At 40.1% G+C, this 20,386-nt stretch carries 19 protein-coding genes; 3 read left to right on the top strand and 16 right to left on the bottom strand.

Annotated elements, in window-relative coordinates; genetic code table 11:
• Window positions 1-143 precede the first annotated feature (143 nt).
• The 6 genes from KJW29_RS14620 to KJW29_RS14645 all read right to left on the bottom strand — a co-directional run bounded on the left by KJW29_RS14620 (window position 144) and on the right by KJW29_RS14645 (window position 5,674).
• Window positions 144-665: a DUF4303 domain-containing protein gene (locus KJW29_RS14620; protein ID WP_214630328.1), complete on the bottom strand. Its 522-nt coding sequence runs from the start codon at window positions 663-665 to the stop codon at window positions 144-146.
• Between the two features lie 8 nt (window positions 666-673).
• Window positions 674-1,006, bottom strand: coding sequence for a hypothetical protein (locus KJW29_RS14625; RefSeq protein ID WP_214630329.1), 333 nt, complete (start codon window positions 1,004-1,006; stop codon window positions 674-676).
• A 141-nt stretch (window positions 1,007-1,147) separates the two neighbouring features.
• Window positions 1,148-1,906 carry an ABC transporter ATP-binding protein gene (locus tag KJW29_RS14630; RefSeq protein ID WP_214630330.1) on the bottom strand — a complete coding sequence of 253 codons (759 nt, stop codon included), beginning with the start codon at window positions 1,904-1,906 and terminating at the stop codon, window positions 1,148-1,150.
• A gap of 4 nt (window positions 1,907-1,910) precedes the next feature.
• Window positions 1,911-4,232, bottom strand: a complete 2,322-nt coding sequence (locus KJW29_RS14635) for an ABC transporter permease (protein ID WP_214630331.1) — start codon at window positions 4,230-4,232, stop codon at window positions 1,911-1,913.
• A gap of 55 nt (window positions 4,233-4,287) precedes the next feature.
• Window positions 4,288-4,917 (bottom strand): TetR/AcrR family transcriptional regulator, encoded by a 630-nt coding sequence (locus tag KJW29_RS14640; RefSeq protein WP_214630332.1) that lies wholly within the window; start codon window positions 4,915-4,917, stop codon window positions 4,288-4,290.
• A gap of 493 nt (window positions 4,918-5,410) precedes the next feature.
• Window positions 5,411-5,674 (bottom strand): type II toxin-antitoxin system Phd/YefM family antitoxin, encoded by a 264-nt coding sequence (locus tag KJW29_RS14645; protein ID WP_214630333.1) that lies wholly within the window; start codon window positions 5,672-5,674, stop codon window positions 5,411-5,413.
• A gap of 231 nt (window positions 5,675-5,905) precedes the next feature.
• Between KJW29_RS14645 and KJW29_RS14650 the strand changes: the two genes are divergently transcribed.
• Together KJW29_RS14650 and KJW29_RS14655 are read left to right on the top strand one after the other, a co-directional pair.
• The gene (locus KJW29_RS14650; RefSeq protein WP_214631144.1) at window positions 5,906-6,973 is read left to right on the top strand and encodes a flavin-containing monooxygenase; all 1,068 of its coding nucleotides are present in this window, start codon (window positions 5,906-5,908) and stop codon (window positions 6,971-6,973) included.
• Window positions 6,974-7,421: 448 nt separating this feature from the next.
• Window positions 7,422-7,787, top strand: a complete 366-nt coding sequence (locus KJW29_RS14655) for a tyrosine-type recombinase/integrase (protein ID WP_281426380.1) — start codon at window positions 7,422-7,424, stop codon at window positions 7,785-7,787.
• On the opposite strand, the gene KJW29_RS14660 is transcribed toward KJW29_RS14655, so the two are convergent.
• The 9 genes from KJW29_RS14660 to KJW29_RS14700 all read right to left on the bottom strand — a co-directional run bounded on the left by KJW29_RS14660 (window position 7,671) and on the right by KJW29_RS14700 (window position 14,563).
• Window positions 7,671-8,363 carry an ABC transporter ATP-binding protein gene (locus KJW29_RS14660; RefSeq protein WP_214630335.1) on the bottom strand — a complete coding sequence of 231 codons (693 nt, stop codon included), beginning with the start codon at window positions 8,361-8,363 and terminating at the stop codon, window positions 7,671-7,673. The genes KJW29_RS14655 and KJW29_RS14660 overlap by 117 nt on opposite strands.
• A complete protein-coding gene (locus tag KJW29_RS14665; protein ID WP_214630336.1) occupies window positions 8,356-9,327 on the bottom strand; it encodes an FtsX-like permease family protein in 972 nt (323 codons plus the stop codon). The genes KJW29_RS14660 and KJW29_RS14665 overlap by 8 nt, the downstream gene beginning before the upstream one ends.
• A gap of 112 nt (window positions 9,328-9,439) precedes the next feature.
• A complete protein-coding gene (locus tag KJW29_RS14670; RefSeq protein WP_214630337.1) occupies window positions 9,440-10,333 on the bottom strand; it encodes an ABC transporter permease in 894 nt (297 codons plus the stop codon).
• A 172-nt stretch (window positions 10,334-10,505) separates the two neighbouring features.
• A complete protein-coding gene (locus tag KJW29_RS14675) occupies window positions 10,506-10,913 on the bottom strand; it encodes a DUF6941 family protein (RefSeq protein WP_214630338.1) in 408 nt (135 codons plus the stop codon).
• Complete coding sequence (locus tag KJW29_RS14680; RefSeq protein WP_214630339.1) at window positions 10,913-11,314, bottom strand: hypothetical protein; 402 nt, start codon at window positions 11,312-11,314, stop codon at window positions 10,913-10,915. The genes KJW29_RS14675 and KJW29_RS14680 overlap by 1 nt, the downstream gene beginning before the upstream one ends.
• Before the next feature lie 14 nt (window positions 11,315-11,328).
• On the bottom strand, window positions 11,329-11,826 hold the full coding sequence (locus KJW29_RS36790; RefSeq protein WP_214630340.1) for a MauE/DoxX family redox-associated membrane protein: 498 nt from the start codon (window positions 11,824-11,826) through the stop codon (window positions 11,329-11,331).
• Between the two features lie 10 nt (window positions 11,827-11,836).
• A complete protein-coding gene (locus tag KJW29_RS14690; RefSeq protein WP_214630341.1) occupies window positions 11,837-12,262 on the bottom strand; it encodes a thioredoxin domain-containing protein in 426 nt (141 codons plus the stop codon).
• A 20-nt stretch (window positions 12,263-12,282) separates the two neighbouring features.
• Window positions 12,283-14,085: an ATP-binding cassette domain-containing protein gene (locus tag KJW29_RS14695; RefSeq protein ID WP_214630342.1), complete on the bottom strand. Its 1,803-nt coding sequence runs from the start codon at window positions 14,083-14,085 to the stop codon at window positions 12,283-12,285.
• Window positions 14,051-14,563 carry a hypothetical protein gene (locus KJW29_RS14700; protein ID WP_214630343.1) on the bottom strand — a complete coding sequence of 171 codons (513 nt, stop codon included), beginning with the start codon at window positions 14,561-14,563 and terminating at the stop codon, window positions 14,051-14,053. Before KJW29_RS14700 ends, KJW29_RS14695 begins: the two co-directional genes overlap by 35 nt.
• Before the next feature lie 1,200 nt (window positions 14,564-15,763).
• On the opposite strand from KJW29_RS14700, the gene KJW29_RS14705 reads away from it, so the two are divergent.
• Window positions 15,764-15,982 (top strand): hypothetical protein, encoded by a 219-nt coding sequence (locus KJW29_RS14705; protein WP_214630344.1) that lies wholly within the window; start codon window positions 15,764-15,766, stop codon window positions 15,980-15,982.
• 248 nt (window positions 15,983-16,230) lie between these two features.
• On the opposite strand, the gene KJW29_RS14710 is transcribed toward KJW29_RS14705, so the two are convergent.
• Window positions 16,231-20,364: a DUF4855 domain-containing protein gene (locus KJW29_RS14710; protein ID WP_214630345.1), complete on the bottom strand. Its 4,134-nt coding sequence runs from the start codon at window positions 20,362-20,364 to the stop codon at window positions 16,231-16,233.
• Window positions 20,365-20,386: the final 22 nt, after the last annotated feature.

A 20,386-nucleotide genomic window follows, 5' to 3' on the forward strand; every position in this document is an offset into this window, starting at 1 on the left:
GTGCCGCTCAGGCTAACTCCCCTTCCCTCCCACTGGGTGCCCTGCTTGCACTGGCCATCAGCGTGGATCTGTAATGCCGGCGGATATCAATGAAACTTTGCAGTGTTGCCTAAACCACCTTTTCTAAAGATATGGTGATATAATCAATCTTCTTGATCTTTAACCCAATTTTCGAATTCAGATGCTTCTTTGGGATCATTTAGACGAAAGATCCAAGAAATCTCTTTTTCATCATCTAAATAATCTGTTACGGAAAAAACAACTATACATTTTTGAAAAAATCCATCTGATCTCAACTGTTCCAGAGCGAGTATGCATGAATCATATAAGTATCCCTGAAAATTGGTAAACTGTTCATCCGTATGGGGTGATTTATGAAACTGCTCGATGACTTGCTGGACGTCATTAAACCACTCATAGCCAGAGAATTCATACTTCCACTCGGCGGGACTCCATTTGTAATATAACGGTTCTTCTGGGTCTTTTTCGCACTTCTCCTTCAGATATTCTTTTGTGTTTGCAGAAGGGCAAACAGTCATCGCCCCTTCATCTGAATAGAGTCCGAAAGCACAAAACTCATCGGTTGGTTTAGATTTTCGTAATTCGGAAAAGGAGTTTTGAGCTGCGTCTCTAATTAATTTCACAAGATCGATATTTTCTAGCATTTTTCACCTCATAAGAATATGTCTCTGCCTACTTTTCCTTTCGATGATTGTTGCTTAATGACAGCTTCTTTTGCTCTAAGGACAATATCATCCACACCGGAAAACTGAGCCAAATAATTTTCGTTTCTTATAGCCTGATCATTGATGATGTAGGATATTTTTTCTTCGTCAAGAATCTTTATTATTTCATCAATTGACTTAAACTTTAGTCTTGCAAATCTTGCTGGAGAAAATTGCTTGCGTAAAGAATCTTCATTATTTGAAAGATATGCCCTAAAAGAGATTTCAGAATTTCCTTCTAAGAGTTCTTTGAAATAAACAAGATGCCTTTCATCTACCATATCTGCCTCCTGTACTTCTTGAGTTTTTGGGTATATTATGGTCACGCATCATTTTTTTTAGGATAAATTCCGCTAACAAAACGGACCTCCTTGTGTCGTTTGTATATTTGAGTCCGGTTAGATCATTTATTTTTAAACAAATCATATTCCTATTTCCCACATTTTCACCAATACTTTATCGACCCTGCCATCCATATCTGTCCCGTCAAACTTTGGAAGGTTTAGTTCGCTTACGATTTTTCCGTCTCGCATAAACATAATGCGCTCTGTCCTCGCCGCAACCTTTGCATCGTGAGTTACAAGCATAACCGCAGTGCCGTCTGCGTTAATTTCAGAAAATATATCCATTATCTGCTCCGCAGATTTTGAGTTGAGCGCACCCGTCGGCTCATCTCCGAAAATGATTTTTGGGCTGTTCATAAGTGAGCGGCATATTCCCGCACGTTGAAGCTGACCGCCCGAAACCTGTGTAACATCTCGCTTTTCAAGCTCCGCAATGCCCACCCTTTTCATAAGCACTCTTGCCTTCTCTGATATTTTTTCGGCGTTTTTTCTGTTGTCGCGCATTGATGGAAGAATGATGTTGTCGAGGATATTCAGATTTTTTAGCATAGTCGGCTGTTGAAAAACAAATCCCATTTTTGTTCTACGTATATCTGAAAGCTCATTCTCAGAGGCCGCCGATAATTCCCTGCTGTCAAAAACGACCTTTCCACTGTCAACTTTGTCCATTCCGCTCAATGCAAACAATAGCGTCGATTTTCCCGAGCCAGAAGGTCCCATAACCGCAACGAACTCGCCCTCGTTTATTTCAACGGACACTTCATCAAGAACATTACGCTGTTCATCGCCCTCGCCGAAAGACTTTACTATATGATCACCGATAATAATCTTAGTCATATGTCTACTCCTTTATATTTTCGGATATTTTTATTTGTCCCGCGCCCGATGTGCCGATCATTGTTGCGATAAGTACCGCGCAAATCATCATTAGCGGACTAAACAGATACGCCGAAAGAGGATTTACTGCAAAATTAAACCTGGACGCTCCAAACGACGAAATAATCAAGCCCGCAAGCATCTCTCCGAGAGTGTTTGCCAGAAGCGTGCCGAGAACAATTCCGACAATCAGAACGAATACCGTACGCGAAACATACTGCGCCTTAATATCCGAGTTTGTAAAACCGAATGCTTTCAGTACGGCAATCGAATATCGGTCCTTTGCCACAAGCATTTTCATAAATAACAATGTAACTAGTACCGTTATAACTAACGCAACGGCGACGGCGGCGTAGGAGGCCATTTCGACGGAGCTTATTGTTGAGCCAAGGGTCTGTGTAACAAATTCATCAATGTCTGACGTCTTTGCAAAATCAAACTTGTACGCATATTCCGCAACCTTTACGTCAACAAGGGATTTATCCGAAAGTTCAGCACTGACAATACTCCACATAATGCCCGCTGAATTGTCGGCGAATACAGCCTTGGCGGTTTTGCCACCGTTGGTAATGTCGGAATAGATTCCGCTAACCGTGAGATCTTTCTCCAGTCCCTCAATCACCAGCGTAATGACATCGCCAACCTTTTTGCTCATCTCATCGGCATATATAGTCGAAAATGCAATTTCATCATTTGCTGCGGGTGCTTTGCCCTTGGAATATACGATGGGAAATATCGAATGGTCGCCAAGCTCAATTTTAATATTTTCCTCTGATCCGTTTTCCGTTTTTGCCTTGAATGTTTTTGTTGTAAGAACGCCAACCTTTGATATGGCTTGATCGCTTTTCATCGTCTCAACGATTTCAGTGACTTTTCCAGAGATATTATCGATATTGTTGGTCTGTATGCGCAGATCGTAGTTTCCAATCCCCATATAACTGATGAAGCTTTTGGAGGAAATCGTGTTGTACAGGTTCTGCGGAACAATCATGATAAATGCCGAAATCACCAGCACAGCTAGCATTGTGGCGTATAGTCTTTTCCTTGAGAGAACATCTTTGATACCGAGAAAAATATTCGTCGTGTTAAACAGTCTGCTTCCGCTCAAGGTAAAACGCTTAGCACCCCTGTTTTTATCCTGGGAAGTGCCAAAGCGTATGGCTTCCGCGGCAGAAATTTTCCGAAAGCGTTTCAGCACTCCGTTAACATAGGCCATAATGGCAAGGAATACTAACAATATACCAATAATTCCTAAAACCACGGCAAAAGAAGAATTTTTACTTTCCCCCATATAAAGCCGTATATTTTCAAGAAGCATGCCTTTGAAAACAAACGAAAGAACAAAACCGAGAATAGAGCCTGCCGCCGCAATTGCCATGTATTTCGCTAGATAAATCTTCTTGATGTCGGAGACACGCAGCCCTATAGCTTTCATAACACCAATCTCGCGATAATCGTCTTCGATTTTTGCAAGGAGCGTAAAGCGTATGCACATGAATGCGACGACCACGACAAGCAGGCCTACCAGAAGGATAACCCCAATCATCATCCCGTCGGAAATGGCATTCATCATTTTAAAAAGCGAATATGTAACCGTTGGCCCGTTCATTTCAAGTCCTGCGGAGGCATATGCCGTTTCAAATGCGCCTAACGCCGACATATCCTTTAATCTGAATTCAATCAGATACTCTATGTTTCCATGGCTTTTTATTTCCGCATAGTCATTGCTGCTTACAAGAAATCGCTTTGATGCGGAAAGCGAAGAATTCATTGTCGAATCGCGGAGAAATCCCTTAACGGTAAATTTTTTTCCACTTATTACGGCCTTGTCACTGATCTTTGCAGAGTTATCCTTCAAATAGCTTACCGGAACATAAATCTCACCGTCAGATACGTTGATGACGTTCCCGTCCAGATCTAGAAGATAATCGAATTTTCCGCTCTGTACGCTTAAACCGTTGTCCTGAACGCTGTTCGCAAGCGAATTATCGCCCAATATAATCTCCGCTCCGTCAATGTTCAGAAATTCCGCCACTTGAAATTCATCGACGCTGCTGTTTTGTTCCGCAAAAGCCGTAAGCCTTGCGGTATCAATCTCACCCGAATGCATCTGCATAAAATGTGGAGTTTTAGCTTGTGTCATTAGCGTATCCAGCGCTCCAGAGAGATTGACAACGAGTATCGCCGCGAGTGAAACAAGCATAGCTGAGGCAGCGACAAATACCATTGTTGTCACCGTTATCGCTTTGCTCTTAAAAATGTCATTGCGGATTATTCTGCTAAACATAAGTCACCTCTGTATTATTTCCCTAAGGAGTTTCCAGATTTATCTGTCGCTTCCTCTATCGACCGTCAAACATCTGCATTACATCTATAAGGCCTCCGCTTTTGACACCAAGCAGCCTTTCTACATTAAAAACAAAGGCCTGTATGCGAGAAGCACGCTCCTCGTACGTCATTTGAACCATATCATCATCAAAAACGGTATTCGCATAAATCACGACCATTTCCATGCATTCATACGGGTATGGCGTGTGGAACAGTCCCTGCTGGATGCCCTCGTCGATGATTCCCGTCAGTATCGGCGTAACGCCATTGATAATGACCTTTTCTATTTTCTGATGCATAAGCGCGTTCTGCGGCTTGTGAATATGCTCCATAATTTCCTTGCTGCTTCCGCCGCTTAAGTTCAGTGCCATAACAACGCGAATAATGCGCTCGACTACAGGTATGCTATTGTCTGTTGCAATTTCCTGTGCCGTGCCTAAAAGACGGACACTATACCGCTCAATCAGCGCGTCCATAATATCCACCTTCGACTTAAAGTGATGATATAATGTTCCTCGCGCAATGCCGACCTTTTCGAGAATATCGTTTGTACTTGTGCCGTCAAAACCCTTCTGGCCGAAAAGCTCATCAGCTGCGTCAATGATTTCGTTCCTGCGTTCCTCAGCTTCTTTTACAACTCTCATCTTTACATCTCCTCAACAAACCGACCGACTGCCTGTCTATAAATCTTTCTTTTAAAGATTAACATATTATTCTATGATGTTGTCAAGCAGATTCAGTTAATAAGGCACGGACTGAACCCCTGACAAAAGCGATCCCGTGTCTCGTCTCTACACAACGCAAAAAAGACACCTAACACGGTGTCTTCTCTGATGGTATTGGTGGAGGCGAGGGGATATGAACTCTCATCGCCTCCACTATGCAGAATTCTTCACATTTGTTCCGGTTCCGAAACCACATAAAACACAATATAAGAATTCACAAGCAATTTTCGAATACCTTGACCTGCCAATCGTTCATCTTCAACTAGACCAAATCTGAAAGGCATAATTTCCAATTGAAACACGCTCTCCGCAATTTTGGTAACAGGCTCAAGCAAATCGTTTGCAATATAGTTTACGATCTCACTCTAGTCCCTTTCTGCCGTTTCAGAGATCACCGCTAGATAACTCCTGCTCAATCAGGAATTCCCTTCTCGATATCTGCAAGCGCCTCACGAAATGGCCGCACTTTTTGATTTTGCTTAGCATCCAGTCCTTCATCCAGCAATTTATACAGTTCAAACTTTCCAACCAGTCTTTCATATGTTTCAATACTCATCACAGCCAGATCGCCTTGGCCATTCTTTGTAATGTAGACAGGTTCATCATATTTATGGCAGAACTCAGATATTTCACTGTATTTATTTCGTAAGTCTGAGCTTGGTCGAATAGTCGGCATGACACGTCCTCCTTGCAATTTCATGTCATTATTTTATCCAAATAAAGTTATGCAATCAATCCCATATGAGCAATACGCCCGTAGTCAGCGCACTAAGCTTCTTTAGCGGTTGATTCAGACGTCCATACCCACTTGGAATCCAATAATCTTTTCATATGAATACATGTTCATTTGATGGTATAATGATTTAGTATTTTGCTCATTGCCGTAACTCAATAAGGAGGGTTTGCAATTAACGACACCGTTATAGACGTTCTCATCATTGGAGCAGGACAAGCTGGTTTAGCAGCTGGATATCACTTGCAGAAGTTGGGCATTCCTTTTATAATCATTGACGCCAATTCCCGACTTGGCGATTCTTGGAGGGAGAGATACGATTCCCTTGTTCTATTTACGCCAAGAACGTACAGCGGACTTCCCGGATTACCTTTTCCGGGAGATCGGAAAGTATTCCCGAGCAAAAATGAAACTGCTGATTATTTGGAAAATTACGCAGATAAGTTTCATCTACCTATTCACCTTAATACTTGCGTAACTAAAGTAGCAAAACATGATGGTTACTTTCATGCTTGGACGAACAACCGTAAGTATACATCCAAAAACATTATAATAGCCACGGGGCCTTTTCAAAAGGGAAAGCTCCCCTCTTTTGCCTCTAACTTACCGGTTAATGTCAACCAATTGCATTCTTCCGACTATAGAAACCCCGATCAACTTCTCCCTGGAGACACTTTGATTGTAGGAGGAGGAAATTCTGGGGCTCAGATTGCTGTTGAATTATCCGGCCGACGGAAAGTTTATTTGTCGGTTAGTCATCGCCCTTTCTTTCTTCCATTGGAGCTCGGCGGTAAAAGTATATTTTATTGGTTCGACAAGTTAGGAGTCTTAAATGCTCCATCCCGTTCATTTATCGGCCGGAAGATTCAGTCGAGACCTGATCCGATTTTCGGCATGGAATTGAAGCAACGTATTAAATCCACCGCTATTGGATTATTGTCAAAAACGACTGCCGCCAGTACTGAGGGCATTCATTTTTCTGATGGGTCTATTAAAAAGTTTGAAAATATAATTTGGTGCACAGGTTTTCAATCCTGTTATGAGTGGCTTGATATTCCAGATGTTCACTTTCAACAAAATGGGTCTATTACTCATAATCATGGTATAACAACCGTTAAGGGACTGTATCTTGTTGGTATGCCCTGGCAGACGCGCAGAACTTCAGCTCTTATCGGCGGTGTAGGCGAAGATGCTAAGTCTATCGCCCATATCATTAATCAGACTATGAACTCCACTACATAATCCCGATCGATTATGATCATCAGTCAATTTTTCAAAAAAACGCCATCACGTAATGTGATGACGTTTCTTTTGTATGGAGCCTAGATGTAACGACTCACGCAGCTCGTCTTTCCGTCATGGGATATCCGAATTCTGATCTAACGGCTGACGAAGCCAACTCGATAAGGACTATTAGCGGTAGAGTTAGACGCCGTACTCGTCCGTTTGAAGCGTATCCTTCTTTGCATCCCTTACACTCTTTGCGCGCGGGCGAATCCCTGACCTCATCGTTGAAAGCGATGGATTGATGTTCCGCTGTAGTCCGATTAAAACCGCGGAAGCCTTGTCATTACTAGTTTTTTTCGTTTACGTGCCGATCTATTCTGACGGATTATGATGGTTGGGGACGAACCTCATCCCCAATTCGTCCACAAACAATTAAGGTAGAGACCCATACAACTTTCCTGACATTGGCTACGAACACTTTCTTAAGAATCACATCTTACCTACTTTCGGATCTATGAAGATGACGGATGTGAAACCTATGCATATCCTTAGCTTTCTTGATTCCCTGACCCGTAATGGAGCACGAAAAGATGGTAAGAACGGAGGATTATCAACAACCACAACCCGGTTCATACATAGAGTTCTCAAAGATATCAAGCGAGGGCAGCTTGTCTGTGACAATAGGACATCTTCTGCCGTCAACTGGCGGACATTATGGTTTAGTAGTTACACTGCACAAAGACTCAAGTGTGTGCATTTTTCGAGCATAACTTCTAATTTCTTCATCATGGGTTACAAGAACTATTGTTATCCCCTTTTTCTCATTTAACTCAGTCAATAGCTTCATTATTAATTCTGAAGACTCCTTATCCAAGTTCCCAGTAGGTTCATCAGCAATAATTATACTAGGTTCATTGACTAAAGCTCTAACTATTGCAACCCTCTGCTTTTGTCCTCCCGATAACTCATATGGCAAAGCATTTTTCTTATCAAATAGTCCAAAATCAATTAGCAACTGATCGATATGTTTCTTTTTCTTCTTTTTAATATGAACTTTAGAAGAAAAAGCAATTGGAACTTCTATATTTTCGAAGACAGTCATTTCAGGTATCAATTTAAAATCTTGAAATATAAAACCTATTTCTCTATTTCGAAACTGTTGATATCGATTTTCTGAAAATGTTCGAACATCTTCTCCGTTAAATGTCATGCTACCATTGAAATCAAAATCTAACATTCCAATTATATTAAGAAGAGTTGTCTTCCCCCCTCCAGAGCGACCAGATATAGAAACAAAATCTCCTTTATTAATTTCTATTGAGAGGTTTGTAAATACAGTTGTTTCCACATATTTTCCTATATATTTTTTTTCGACATTCCTTAGATTTATCAAAATATCACCCATTCACAAGATTTTGAGATCCCGTTTTAATATACTTTAATGAAATAGGGATGCTCCCCATTATCAACATCAAAATTACAACAAATATTGTTATTTTTATGAACGAACTAAAATAATCAACATCTGAAATCTGATTAATAATTAGGTAACTAATAAGTAACGAAATAAAATACCCGGGTAAAATACATATAAAGTTCCAAATCATGAATATCTGGATAATATGAGATTTTTTAGCTCCAAATAATCGTAAACTCTGTATTTTTTTGTAACTATCCAAATATTGAACGAATAGATAACCCAAATATCCAACAAACAAAACAACCATAGTTGATATGAAGAACATTAAATTTATTGTCGCTTCCCCTCGTACTTGAATAAATTCCTCATTTGGATATTCAGTTAACTTTCTAAAAGAATAAGTAACCCCATCATTTAATGTTGAAAGTAATCCACCAATTTCTGTGCGTTCATCATTCGTCATATTTTTATCAATCAATATAGACAAGTCATTTTCTGATTTATAGAGAGTGTTATCGGGTGGAATAGGAAAAACGATGAAATTATCATTTTCATTTAAAGTTAAATATTTCATCACTTCTGCCTTGTTAAGAATATATTTCTTATTCAAAATTTTCTTTTCGCCATTAATCGATACTTCATTTATCTCATTTAAAGAATTCCCATAAAAATAAATTATATCGTATTTAAAGTAAACACTTGTAATACGTTTAAACAATTCGTTTTCCATATATATAACCCGAATTGAATTCCCATTTTCCGCCGTTTGTTTGTGGTTTGTATAAAAATAATACAAATTATTATTATACTTTGACTCTAAATATTCGATTTGATTTTCATTCCAATTGTTAGGTATCTTCTCTGGATTTATCTTTTCTATTTCCTTAATTGCCCCATCTATAATGTATGTATCATCTCCAATAGCGCTCCTAATTTGTTTATTATTCATTATATTCGACCAGTAATCATATGATATTACGTTAAAAACAGTTAATAAGATTATAAACTGAAACATTAAGAAAAAGATTTTTCTTTTGCTTCCGAGGAATTTCAATGCAACACTACATAGATATACGAACAACGATATTATCTCCTCTTTTATTGATTAATTTAACAAGTTGTATAATAACAGAAATAAAGAATATAATAAACACGATTATTAATACAAATAATACTTTTACATCAAATAGGAAACTAATATTTTGAATATAAACCGTATTAATAAACCAAACAAACAAAGAACATCCTACAATAAATGAAAAAACTATAATTGTACCTGCTTCAATAATAAGCGTAGCTAAGAGATGCTTTTTTTGGGCTCCTAACATATAAAATATATTCCATTTCCTCTGTTCATTTTTGATTTTAAAACTGTAAAGTTGTGAGAAAGTTAATAGTGAAAATACAAGTAATAATATAGATAGTCCTGAATATTTGAGAAGAGATTGCTGAAGTTTTGTTTTTAGGATATCTTGTCCTGCATCAATTTCAGTTGGACTAAACACATTTAGATCTTCTAAAATACTTGGTAATGTTTTTTCCTCAGTTTCAATTGTAACAGTCGTGACCATTATATCGCTCATTTTTGATAGTGCACTGTATGGTACAAATATAGTTTCTAAATGGAGATCCTTTGATATCTCCACTACCTCAAATAATTCTCCAGATATTTTGATTGATTTCCCTATTAAAGCTTTTGGATCTGTACCATCAGAAATTTTTGTCGCCAACGACAGTGAAAGAATACTCTGATTATCTGTAAAAGAAGCAACATCAATTCCATCAAGCAATAACGCCTCTTTATCCCTCCCTGATACTGAGTAATTCGCCTCTACATTTTGGTAGCTAACAGGTAGTTTGGTAACTGCAAGTAAAGATATTTTCGCTTTAGAATCTATTGTTTTCCACTCACTTTTTAGATCTATCATTGTTTGAAGCTTAGCATGTGTCTTCAACGAATATATATGTCTTTGATCCAAATCTTTATAATAATTCCATTGGCTATTTATAAGAGATAATATGATTAAGATGGAACAAATAACAATCGAAATACTGAAAAATATAAGAAAAACTATGTACGGATTTCTTTTTAGTGAATTCAAACACACCTTTATTAGAAACATTATGTCACTGAACTCCTCTTTCTTTATTATGAAGATCAATGCGAATTGGATACTTTGCTCTTATCTCATCATTGATATAAAGCATGATCGTTATAATACCTTCTTTACATACTACAAAAGACATATTCAAATGAGTATCAATTCCTGGGATATTATTATCTGGCCTAGAATTATGTACAACAAACTTATTCGAATGTGCAATCATTTCGTTTTCATCATCATAAATTGCAACTTGGAGATCAGTTACTTCTTTATCGGGAATATAAAACAATTTAATAAAAACTGATATGTTTTCAACTGATGGCAACACATCTAGCCCAATTTTATTTATCACTTTACCCAAAAGATAAAATTTATCTATATCATTATTTACAAATTCAATATTTTCGCACGCCAATAAGGTGATTTCCACTATTTACTACCCCCAATTATTTTATATTGAATTCCTAGCGGGTCTAACTCAATTATTGTTGGAAAGTACTTAATTCCCAGCCTCTCACTTATTGAATTATCATGATCTGATATTACGCCTTTAATTGTAGGAAATTTTTTTTTTAGAAGTGAAGCTTTCCACTGTGGTGCTCTAACATATATTACCCAGAACTCTATGTCTTCATTTTGAGTAGCAACACTTTTTAAATATTCATCATTATTTTCGTTACTTAGATGAATAAAGAACACTTTTCGTCTTGATTTAGACTGAAGTATTGTCTCTAATGTACTATACTTTTCTTTAATAATTAATTTCAGTACTAAATATAAAATAATTGAACTATTCAATATGAGAAAAACCCAAATTATTATATTTTCCATCAGGGAATATTACCTCACATATTCGCAATTTTCTTAAAAGTCGTACAGATCAAAACTAACATTAAAATATAAAATACAGAAAATAACTCAAAAGAAAATAGATCGTAAGTAAAATTAGACAACAAAAATCCAAATAGAGAGATATTTATGAGTATGATGTTCCTTATAAGCAATTTTTTTACATTTGATTTCCTGTTACTCTCACCAAAACAATTACAATCAATATCAATTTTCTTTAAAAATGCATTATATAGAGCTCCTGTAAATACACATAACATAATTGCACTTATTAAAAATGCCATCTTGATCATAATACTCGATGCGAACAGTATTGATATAACTAACTCAACTGTCACAACCAATACTGAAAAAAAACGAAAGTTTGATTTTAAGATTGCAAATTCTTCTATAGATCTAACAAAAGCATTAAAGGTCAATATCTTGTTTAATGCTGAATACATAAACATGAAAGAAAATGAGATGCTAATAACTTTATTGATAAAATCTAACATAAATCTGTGCTCACCTTTTCAGTAAAGTCTTTATATCAGCAAGAGAATATACTACAGATTTTAAAATGACAAGCTCATCCTTGTATACAACTACGAATGGGAAATAGCTTACATTGAAATATTCATTCACCTCATCATTCGTTAAAGATAAAACTGGAAAAGTCCATTCAAAGTATTCAATCATGTCTCTATTATCTTCACTAGAGCCATTAGTAATCAATAGGATTTGATGTTCATTAGATAATTCTTGTAAACTTGGTAGTAAATCAACGCAATGGGTGCAAAAAACTGACACAAATATTGCAAGAAGATTAGTAGATTTTTCACAAGCAAGTTCAAGTACTGAATCTAATTCAAACTCTTTTAAATATTCTAAAGGGATCTTCGAGGATAAGGCTGGTCCACTATCCTTAGATAAAGTATTTGATCTGACCATTAATAACACCTCATTAATTATTAATTAGAGGACGCATACGCTAATCCAGATTTTGAATACCATTCGCTTTGTTTTAACCAGACTTCATAGTAATGTCCTTTTATAGTAAGAAGCTCATCATGAGTGCCATATTCTATAACTTCTCCATTTTTCATAAATATAATTTTATCCACTTTGGCAGCAATTCCAATTCTATGAGTCACAATAATAACTGTCGCTTTATTAGCTTCACTAATTAACGTATCTAATATTTCTAATTCACTGAAAGGATCAAGTGCAGCGGTCGGTTCGTCACAAATAATAAAATCCATATTTTTATTTATAACTCTTGCAAGTGCGACTTTCTGCCATTGACCGCCAGATATATTAATTGCATCATCACTCAGATTCCCCAAGTTCTTATCCAAATTCGAACTCATTTCTTCCATTCTAACTTTTTTCAATAAATCATATATATCAGTATTTCCTGTTTGATTATACAAGGTGAGGTTTTCTCGAAGCGTTAGCATATAGTTTATATAGTCTTGAAATAACACACTACTTTTGCTTGCTATAGTATGTCTATTAATCAATTCCTGCGGGATTCCATCATAATATATTGTACTCATTGGAGCTTTATACAAGCCCAACAAAAGCTTTATGAGAGTAGATTTTCCCGCCCCATTATCGCCTAATATCACTACCTTTTCACTTTTATTTATTTCAAGATCAATATTCTTTAGGTTGTTTTCATTACTGTTTGGATAACTAAATGATAGATTTTTTACACTTATACTTTTGTTGAAAGAGAAACTTAGTTTTGAATTATCGAAATATTTTTCGTTTGTTTTTTCTTTAATCTTTTCTTTGAAATCGTATAAATATGACAGATTTTCAATCATTCTACTATAATGACCTATAACTGAATATAAACTATATTCAACTACTCCAATTGACGCTGTAATCGCTACATAGTCTCCAATTGAAAGCTTTTGGTTAGTTATCAAAAAAAGAACTCCAACGGTTACCAGAGCATAATTACATAATGAAACCAATTGACTCTTCACATCTGAATAAATAATTTTCTTCTCTAAGGTATATTTTATTCCCAAAACTTCATTTTTACTATTAAACCATTTATCTTTAAAGTAATTGAACAAACTATTTGAGGTAAGCTCTTTTTGGGTAGAACTTTCTGTAAGAATCTGATAGAAATACTCATGATTTCTGTTCTTTTTTAGCACTTCATTATTCATACTGATTTTCATTGGCATTATCTTTATTTCAATACTAAATTTTATGATAAGTACAATAAGTATTGAGATACCACAGATCCAAAATGAACTTAAGAGGTAATATAAAAGAAGTAGCGAAACCATTAAGGCCTGTATTATTTGCGATAGTGAAATATAAATATCTAAGTATCTTGATGAAGCAAAAGACCAGATTGAAAACTCTCCTCTGAACTTTGGATGTTCTTTTTCAATCAGCTCTTTATCGGAAATAATGTCAATCAAATTATATCTCTCTTCTACCCCAAATTTTTCAGACATCATAAATTCTCTATATCTTCTATAACTAGTTAGTAGTGTTTCTACCAACTTAAATGCCAAAACGATTGAAATAAAGATAAACAACATTTCGAAATTCCCGTAAGCAATATTATCTACAATCAATTTAGTTAATGCGACATTGATATATGATTGAAGCGAAAGAAATATAATACATATAAAACTAAGTATAATTGTTTTTTTATCAAATTTCCACAATTTAATAAAAACATATGGTAGAGTTTTTACTATTCCCTTTCTATTTTGCATTAATTTCATTTCTCCATATTTCATTATAATAAACTCTTAGTAAGGGTTTAGTAATGAATTCAGCTTCTTTAATTGAGTTAAACTCTCTACCAGCAACAAATTGGCCTTTCTTGTTTAATGCAAAAACCCAGGGGACTACATCAAACTTGAGTTGTTTACATATTATATCAATCTCAGCACCTATAACACTTAACTTATCATTTGACACTCGACTAACAAGTTCACTGATGAATTTATGATCAGTTTCTATCAACAATAAATAATTAAATTTATTGTATTTATTCATATAATCAGTCATTGAATCAAAATTACATGCAGAACAATGAGTAGTCATCACAAAAATCACAGTTCCATTATCTACTTTTTGTTTATACATAGATAAATCCAAAACATCTTGTTTTCTGTTAATAATTAATTCATCACTTAAATAATCGCCTTCTTTAAATAATTTATATGTCCTTGACTTTAAAAACTTTCTATGTTCATTCCCGTTTCCGCTCATATGTAACCCCTCTTTTATAGATATTATATTAACTATAAAAAAATAGTATAGAACGATTCTGTTAATGATTCATTAACAGAATCGTTCTATTCATATCACTTTATTGACAACAGCCGCTCCACTCAGTATTACAATACCAGTCTTGTTGGCTTCCATCTTTTGTACAGCGAGTATAATAGTGTCTCATCCATGTTGTGTGAATAGATGTTGAAGTTGTACAATCTTTGTCAGCTGTACATACCCAACTTCCATAAGACGTACCGGTAGTAGTCCAGCCAGGTGGACAAGAATAAAAGCATGACATGTAGAATCCCCTCAATCTCTTAATAATTTGGTTATATTCCAATTACTATCGGCGCCACCTAGCAACGAAATCCAACCCAAAATTACTTTATCAAATTATGCATATTTTGTAAAGCCATTTTTATACTTATTTATACTATTAATTTCAAATGACAATTGTATTTAATACATTTTAATACACTATTGTTGGTTATTCAAATATTAAAATTTACTATATATATCCACGCAAAGTCAAGTGATAGTCCCCGCAAATTATTTGCGTGATAGATCTAACATTTGAAACACTATTGAATTTAATTAGAATTGCTAGTATTTTGGTGAACGACAAAACTCACAGCTTCAATTCTTCCAGAGGAACGGTCGGAGTCGTTTCCTCAGATCTTGTTCATTCGATTAAGTAGCATTTGTCGTATAGATTGGGACCAACTAAGCGCAGGATAGTTGTATGTATTAGCGACTAGAGTGGGCAATGGCTCTTCCCACGATATAATCTCTTTTGGGTAAGTTTGTATTTAGTTGAGCGCAAGTAGGTAGACATTGCTACGCCTTTGTAAATTTAGGTGTTTACTCCTTTCAATACTTAATATGACCAAGGCTGAAATCGTCATTTAACTAATAATTCCTTGCGCAAAATGTTATACCTTTCGACAAGCGTCGTGCACAGATCGTCGAAATTCTCATCACAGACCACTTCTAACGACAGAAAAAACTGATGTAGCAGATCGTCGAACTATCTAACAATGTCAACTGTTCGAAGAGAACGCCTGACTCAACAAAAATGTTTCGGCTCCTCCAGTGGGAAGACGAATCCCAACCAACTCGAACTGAACTTGTTCAACGAGGTAAAAGTGCTAGTAACACATCCCGACAAGGAAGCACTAGTTGAGAGGGTATCCTATGAGAGGAAAAATTTCACCTGCACGCCTAAGCGAGAATCTAAAACGCTTGACGGAAAAAGGACGACTTTTTCAAGAAGCGGCAGATTCGGTGCACGCGGCTGAGTATGAACTCGGATGCTGCAGGTTGTCTGCAAAAGCATGGAACATGCCCGTCTTGCTTGCTCTCCATTTCAACTACGAACACTTTCAAGATATAAGGCCTGGCCTTGATGAGTGACGCCGCGCATGCTAGCATCTCGCTTGTGTGAGTTGCATGACTTGGGTGCAGGGAATAAACAGCTAATCGAACATCCGCGACCTTCATTTTTGTATCGGCTGCACTGCCATGTAGAAAAGCCAATCAATCAGTTGGCTGCCAACTTGCAAGCCATTCTACAGGAAGTTTTATTCTGTATCGTCGAAAAAGCACATCCCGGGCGCGTTGCCGCACTAATCGGAATGTGCTTAAATCAATTGTTCCCGCGTCTACTCCTGCTGTTGCTCCTCGATGAATTGAAGAACGCGATACAAGAACGTCGCCGCTTCCGCTCTGCTGGTCGTACTCTTCGGCTTCATATAGCCGCCCGAACCCGTAACCAGCCCATGCTCGAACATCGTTGCCACACTGTCCGCAGCATATGACGCAATCTGGCTCGCATCACGGAAGCCCTCAAGCGTTGAACCGGATGCGGACGGCTTGATTGTCCCCGTCAATTGCAGCGCTCGGGTTAGCATAACCATAGCATCCTGACGGCTGATTGAATCACGAGGAGCGAAGTTAGTTTCGTTCACTCCCGAAACGATTCCCAATTGCTTGGCGATGGACACCGCATCGTAGTAATAATCATTCGGCTTCACATCGGCGAACGTCGAGGTAATCTCGGCGCGCAGGTCAAGCATGTTCACCAGCATCAGGATAAAATCAGCTCGCGTTACTTGATTTGCGGGGCTGAAAGTGCCATTTTCGATCGAGGTGCCTTTGACGATGCCTCTTTCGGCCAGCTTCTCGATCGCCTCGCGCGCCCATTCATGCTTGCCAAGGTCAGTAAACGCAGCCGGTTTCTTGCCTCCGACGGCATAGACGCCGACTTGGTCGATGGAGAATCGCAGTACGCCCTTGTCTTTGTCATAAAACGCGCCATCAATTGCCGCCGCGCGGTTGCCCGTCAGCTCGAAAGCTTGCAGATCAGCAGCTTGCTCTCCCGCTTGAAGCGAATACGGAATCGCAATCGAGATCGGTGCCTTCGCATTGTTCCAAGACAGAGCTTCACCGTCCAACTGCAACGCAACTTCCACGATTGGCCTGTTGTCGATTCGGCCAGCCGCTTCGTTGCCGCGATACTCGCCTGCATGGTCGCTTACGATAACGAGCAGCTTTCCGGCATTCTCCTTGACTCCAGCCAGCATGTCGCCAGTCAAAGCAAGCTGGGCATACGGCGTGGAGATATGCAGAATCAGTTTAGACTGGTTCGTCAGATTAGCTGCCGGAAGCTCCAAAGCATAGCTACCAGCCGCGTTCGACGGCTTCAATTCAAGACGAATATGCTTGTTGCCGTTGCTGTCGGCTTTTGCCTTGAGAATCGCGGCATTCAGATCCGATGCCCCGACCGAAGCCGCAGCCTGATTGCCTTTCAATGTCGGGACAAGCACGGCTTTGACTGAACCGTCCGCTTGCAACGTATACGGATCTTGCGCCGGACCGCCTCCAATGCTGCCCCCATTGCCCCCGCCAGTGGAAGGCGGCTTGCGATATTCGAAGGTTGCCTGCTCAGGAGTCGTCATGTCATCTGTCTCCAGCTCGACCATATACAGTCCTTGCTCTTCTCCCGTCAACGTAAAGGCGATGCGGAAGCTTCCGTCATCCTCGGTGCCCGTTTGACCGGTATATTGAATGTTGCCTTTCGGGTCAAGCACTTTGACATACAAATGTTCTTTTTTGCCGTTCATGACCAGACCGTCGATCGTGACTTTCTTCGTGGATGCGTCCACGGCTGCTTGTATGCCGTCCAATGCCTTCAGCTCTTGCTGCTGGGCAAGATCGTACACGCCGAATTCATAAAAGGAATAGCCGTAGAACGTTGCCCGAGTCAGTCCCTCAAACTTGATATATCTTGCCGTCGTTGCAGCGAATACCAGCGTGTTCTTGCCGTCGGACGCTTTAACCACGCCATTGTTGCCGACTTTCAGGGGCTCCCACGTCTGCTTATCATCCGAGACGCTCAGACGGTATTGGTCCGCGCGCGCATATTCCCAATCGATGCGGATCGTATCGAAGGTTTGCTTGCTGTCCAGATCGACCTGGAACCAAGACGTGTCGCGCACTTCGCTCGCCCAGCGCGTGCCCGGTGCGCCATCCAGCGCTTTCGAAGGCTCCAGACCTGCGGCTTCCGTCGAGGATGCCTCTGCTTCTTTGTCTTGCGCGATGCTGCCGATCTCGTAATACACGCCTTCCTTCAGCGCCGTATAAGCGCCTTCCGTTACAAATTCAAGGCCTTTAGCCTCTTCCAGCTTTGCATTGAATGCCAGCAAATAGTTCTTAGCTTGCTCAGGGTCGCTCTCTTGCGTACGCTTTAACATGATCAAGGCGTTGCGCATCACACGTACCGTATTGGCATTGCTAAGCTGCTTGTTGTCCGCGTACTTTTCAACAAGAGCCAGTAGGCCTTCAGCGCCTAAACGTGCTTCGATTACGAATTTAACCGTCTTGGATTTGGCAGCCGCGACCGTCAGCTCCAGCACATGCTTGCCCGGCTTGCCCGTCAGATCCACGACAGTTCCTTGCGTATAAGGCTTGCCGTCATACTTGGCCGTAACTTTAACGATCCCGCTGTCGTCATCTCCCGGAATGGTCCAGGTGAAGGCGGCCTGTGTCGTATCAGGCACGATCGTATGCTCCGAGATCGGCTCCCCGTTCATGAGCGCTACAACATCAGGCGGAGCAGCGTCTTGCTTCTGATAAGTGCCTTTCGTGAATTGATACAGCCAATCGTAGAGGACGCGAGTTGCAGGGTCCGCGCTTTTCGCCGCGTTGTAAACGGCGTTGTTGCCTTGATAGTAAGCTTTATACCCTTGCTGCATCAGCCCTGTATCCACGCCGCTGTTCAAGTAATCGATGAACCGCTCGCGGAAGACGGCGTCGTTGATCATCCGGTCATCGAACTCCAGCTCCAGCGACATGCCGTACCGTTTCGCCATATCCGCTGTATCTTCCAGACGCGAGAACTCCATTTTCTCGAAGAAATAGTTCGGCTGCAGAGATACGGCATCGATGCCGACATCCTTCCACATAAATTTCTTATAAGCCAAAGAATGAGGGATCCAGAACATCTTCATATCAGCGTTATGAACGATGTCGCTCGCTCTCTTGACCATCTCCGGACCAGTCGAATGCGTGCTGATTTGTTCCTCCAGCCAATACATGCCGACGAGCTCCAGATTCGAGTAGCCCGCAGCCGCCCATCTTGCTTGCACTTCATCGGTCCACCACTGAATCGCTTTGGCCCGGTTGTTCAGCGATGCGGCATTACCGACCGCGCTTAGATCGAAGTTCAGATTTTCGCCGTTAATGCTGCCGAAATCGGACTGATATTCGCCCGGATCGGGAATCATCATAACAACCTTCGTCTTACGGTCGGGCTCGCCAAGCTTCGCGCCTACCTCGGCCGTCGCCTCGTTCAACGCGCTCATATCGCCGCCGGCGTTAAACGTTTTATTCAAATACCATTCCCATTCCTCTTTTCTGGCTTTGCCAGACGCTTCCGTCGCTCCGAAGCCTCTGCCGTTCTCCGACGTCAAACCCAGATACAGCACGCCGTCGAATAGCCAATCGACAGGCTCTCCCTGCTTGTTCACATAGCTGATATTAGGGATAACCCGTTCCTTCGTCCAGGTTCCTGTGCCGTCCGGGTAATACCCGTTATACAGCAAGCCCAGGTTCTCGATCCCGCCAGTAGCATCTCCAGGTTGCAGAAGGCCGTAGGGCTCGGGCTGCACCGGTTGAGCTCCATCGATCATGCCGTCAGCGCCGGTAATCGTCACTTCGTCGATCATGCTCCATGCCCTCGGATGCACGGAGAACACCACTTTCACATATTGAGCGTAAACCAGTCCTTCGGTATAATCGCCACGCTTGACGACTCCGGTCTCCGGGCTGCCGTCCCATTTATACGTCTCGGTGTTGGTCTGATCGCCCCATAACAATTGAGTCGCATTATGAGACAATACGCCCCAGTTCACCCCATCGTCAGACGCGTAGAATGAAACGGTGAGCGGTACGAGCGTTTCGTTGTTCGGCCAATCGTGCAAGAAACGCGCGCTCACGTCCTTGATCGTCTTTTGCTCGCCTAGATCAAACACAACCGAACGGGATTTCTTGTAGCGGTGGCCCACCCAGTTGCCGCTGTCACGCGATGTGTCGACGGCATTGCCGTCCGTCAGCTTCGTCCCGTCATCCGGAAAAGCGTCCTCCGGCTGATCCAACCATGTGTAGGTTTTCCCTTGAACCAAATTATAAAAGCTGGCACTTTCTCCGCCCGGCTCCTCCGCATACACGGAGGATATCAACGAGAACAGCATGACCGGGACAAGCAGCAAAGCAGTCAAACTTCGTCTAGTTTTCACTTAAACTCACGCTCTCTTTCTA

The organism is Paenibacillus agaridevorans (assembly GCF_018604145.1).
Taxonomy (GTDB): Bacteria; Bacillota; Bacilli; order Paenibacillales; family Paenibacillaceae; genus Pristimantibacillus; species Pristimantibacillus agaridevorans.

What these genes read in the sequence shown, in the direction of transcription:
- KJW29_RS14620 (WP_214630328.1), bottom strand. Translation starts at nt 665, where the DNA reads ATGCTAGAAAATATCGATCTTGTGAAATTAATTAGAGACGCAGCTCAA.
- KJW29_RS14625 (WP_214630329.1), bottom strand. Translation starts at nt 1,006, where the DNA reads ATGGTAGATGAAAGGCATCTTGTTTATTTCAAAGAACTCTTAGAAGGA.
- KJW29_RS14630 (WP_214630330.1), bottom strand. Translation starts at nt 1,906, where the DNA reads ATGACTAAGATTATTATCGGTGATCATATAGTAAAGTCTTTCGGCGAG.
- KJW29_RS14635 (WP_214630331.1), bottom strand. Translation starts at nt 4,232, where the DNA reads ATGTTTAGCAGAATAATCCGCAATGACATTTTTAAGAGCAAAGCGATA.
- KJW29_RS14640 (WP_214630332.1), bottom strand. Translation starts at nt 4,917, where the DNA reads ATGAGAGTTGTAAAAGAAGCTGAGGAACGCAGGAACGAAATCATTGAC.
- KJW29_RS14645 (WP_214630333.1), bottom strand. Translation starts at nt 5,674, where the DNA reads ATGCCGACTATTCGACCAAGCTCAGACTTACGAAATAAATACAGTGAA.
- KJW29_RS14660 (WP_214630335.1), bottom strand. Translation starts at nt 8,363, where the DNA reads ATGGGTGATATTTTGATAAATCTAAGGAATGTCGAAAAAAAATATATA.
- KJW29_RS14665 (WP_214630336.1), bottom strand. Translation starts at nt 9,327, where the DNA reads ATGAATAATAAACAAATTAGGAGCGCTATTGGAGATGATACATACATT.
- KJW29_RS14680 (WP_214630339.1), bottom strand. Translation starts at nt 11,314, where the DNA reads ATGGAAAATATAATAATTTGGGTTTTTCTCATATTGAATAGTTCAATT.
- KJW29_RS36790 (WP_214630340.1), bottom strand. Translation starts at nt 11,826, where the DNA reads ATGTTAGATTTTATCAATAAAGTTATTAGCATCTCATTTTCTTTCATG.
- KJW29_RS14690 (WP_214630341.1), bottom strand. Translation starts at nt 12,262, where the DNA reads ATGGTCAGATCAAATACTTTATCTAAGGATAGTGGACCAGCCTTATCC.
- KJW29_RS14695 (WP_214630342.1), bottom strand. Translation starts at nt 14,085, where the DNA reads ATGAAATATGGAGAAATGAAATTAATGCAAAATAGAAAGGGAATAGTA.
- KJW29_RS14700 (WP_214630343.1), bottom strand. Translation starts at nt 14,563, where the DNA reads ATGAGCGGAAACGGGAATGAACATAGAAAGTTTTTAAAGTCAAGGACA.
- KJW29_RS14705 (WP_214630344.1), top strand. Translation starts at nt 15,764, where the DNA reads ATGAGAGGAAAAATTTCACCTGCACGCCTAAGCGAGAATCTAAAACGC.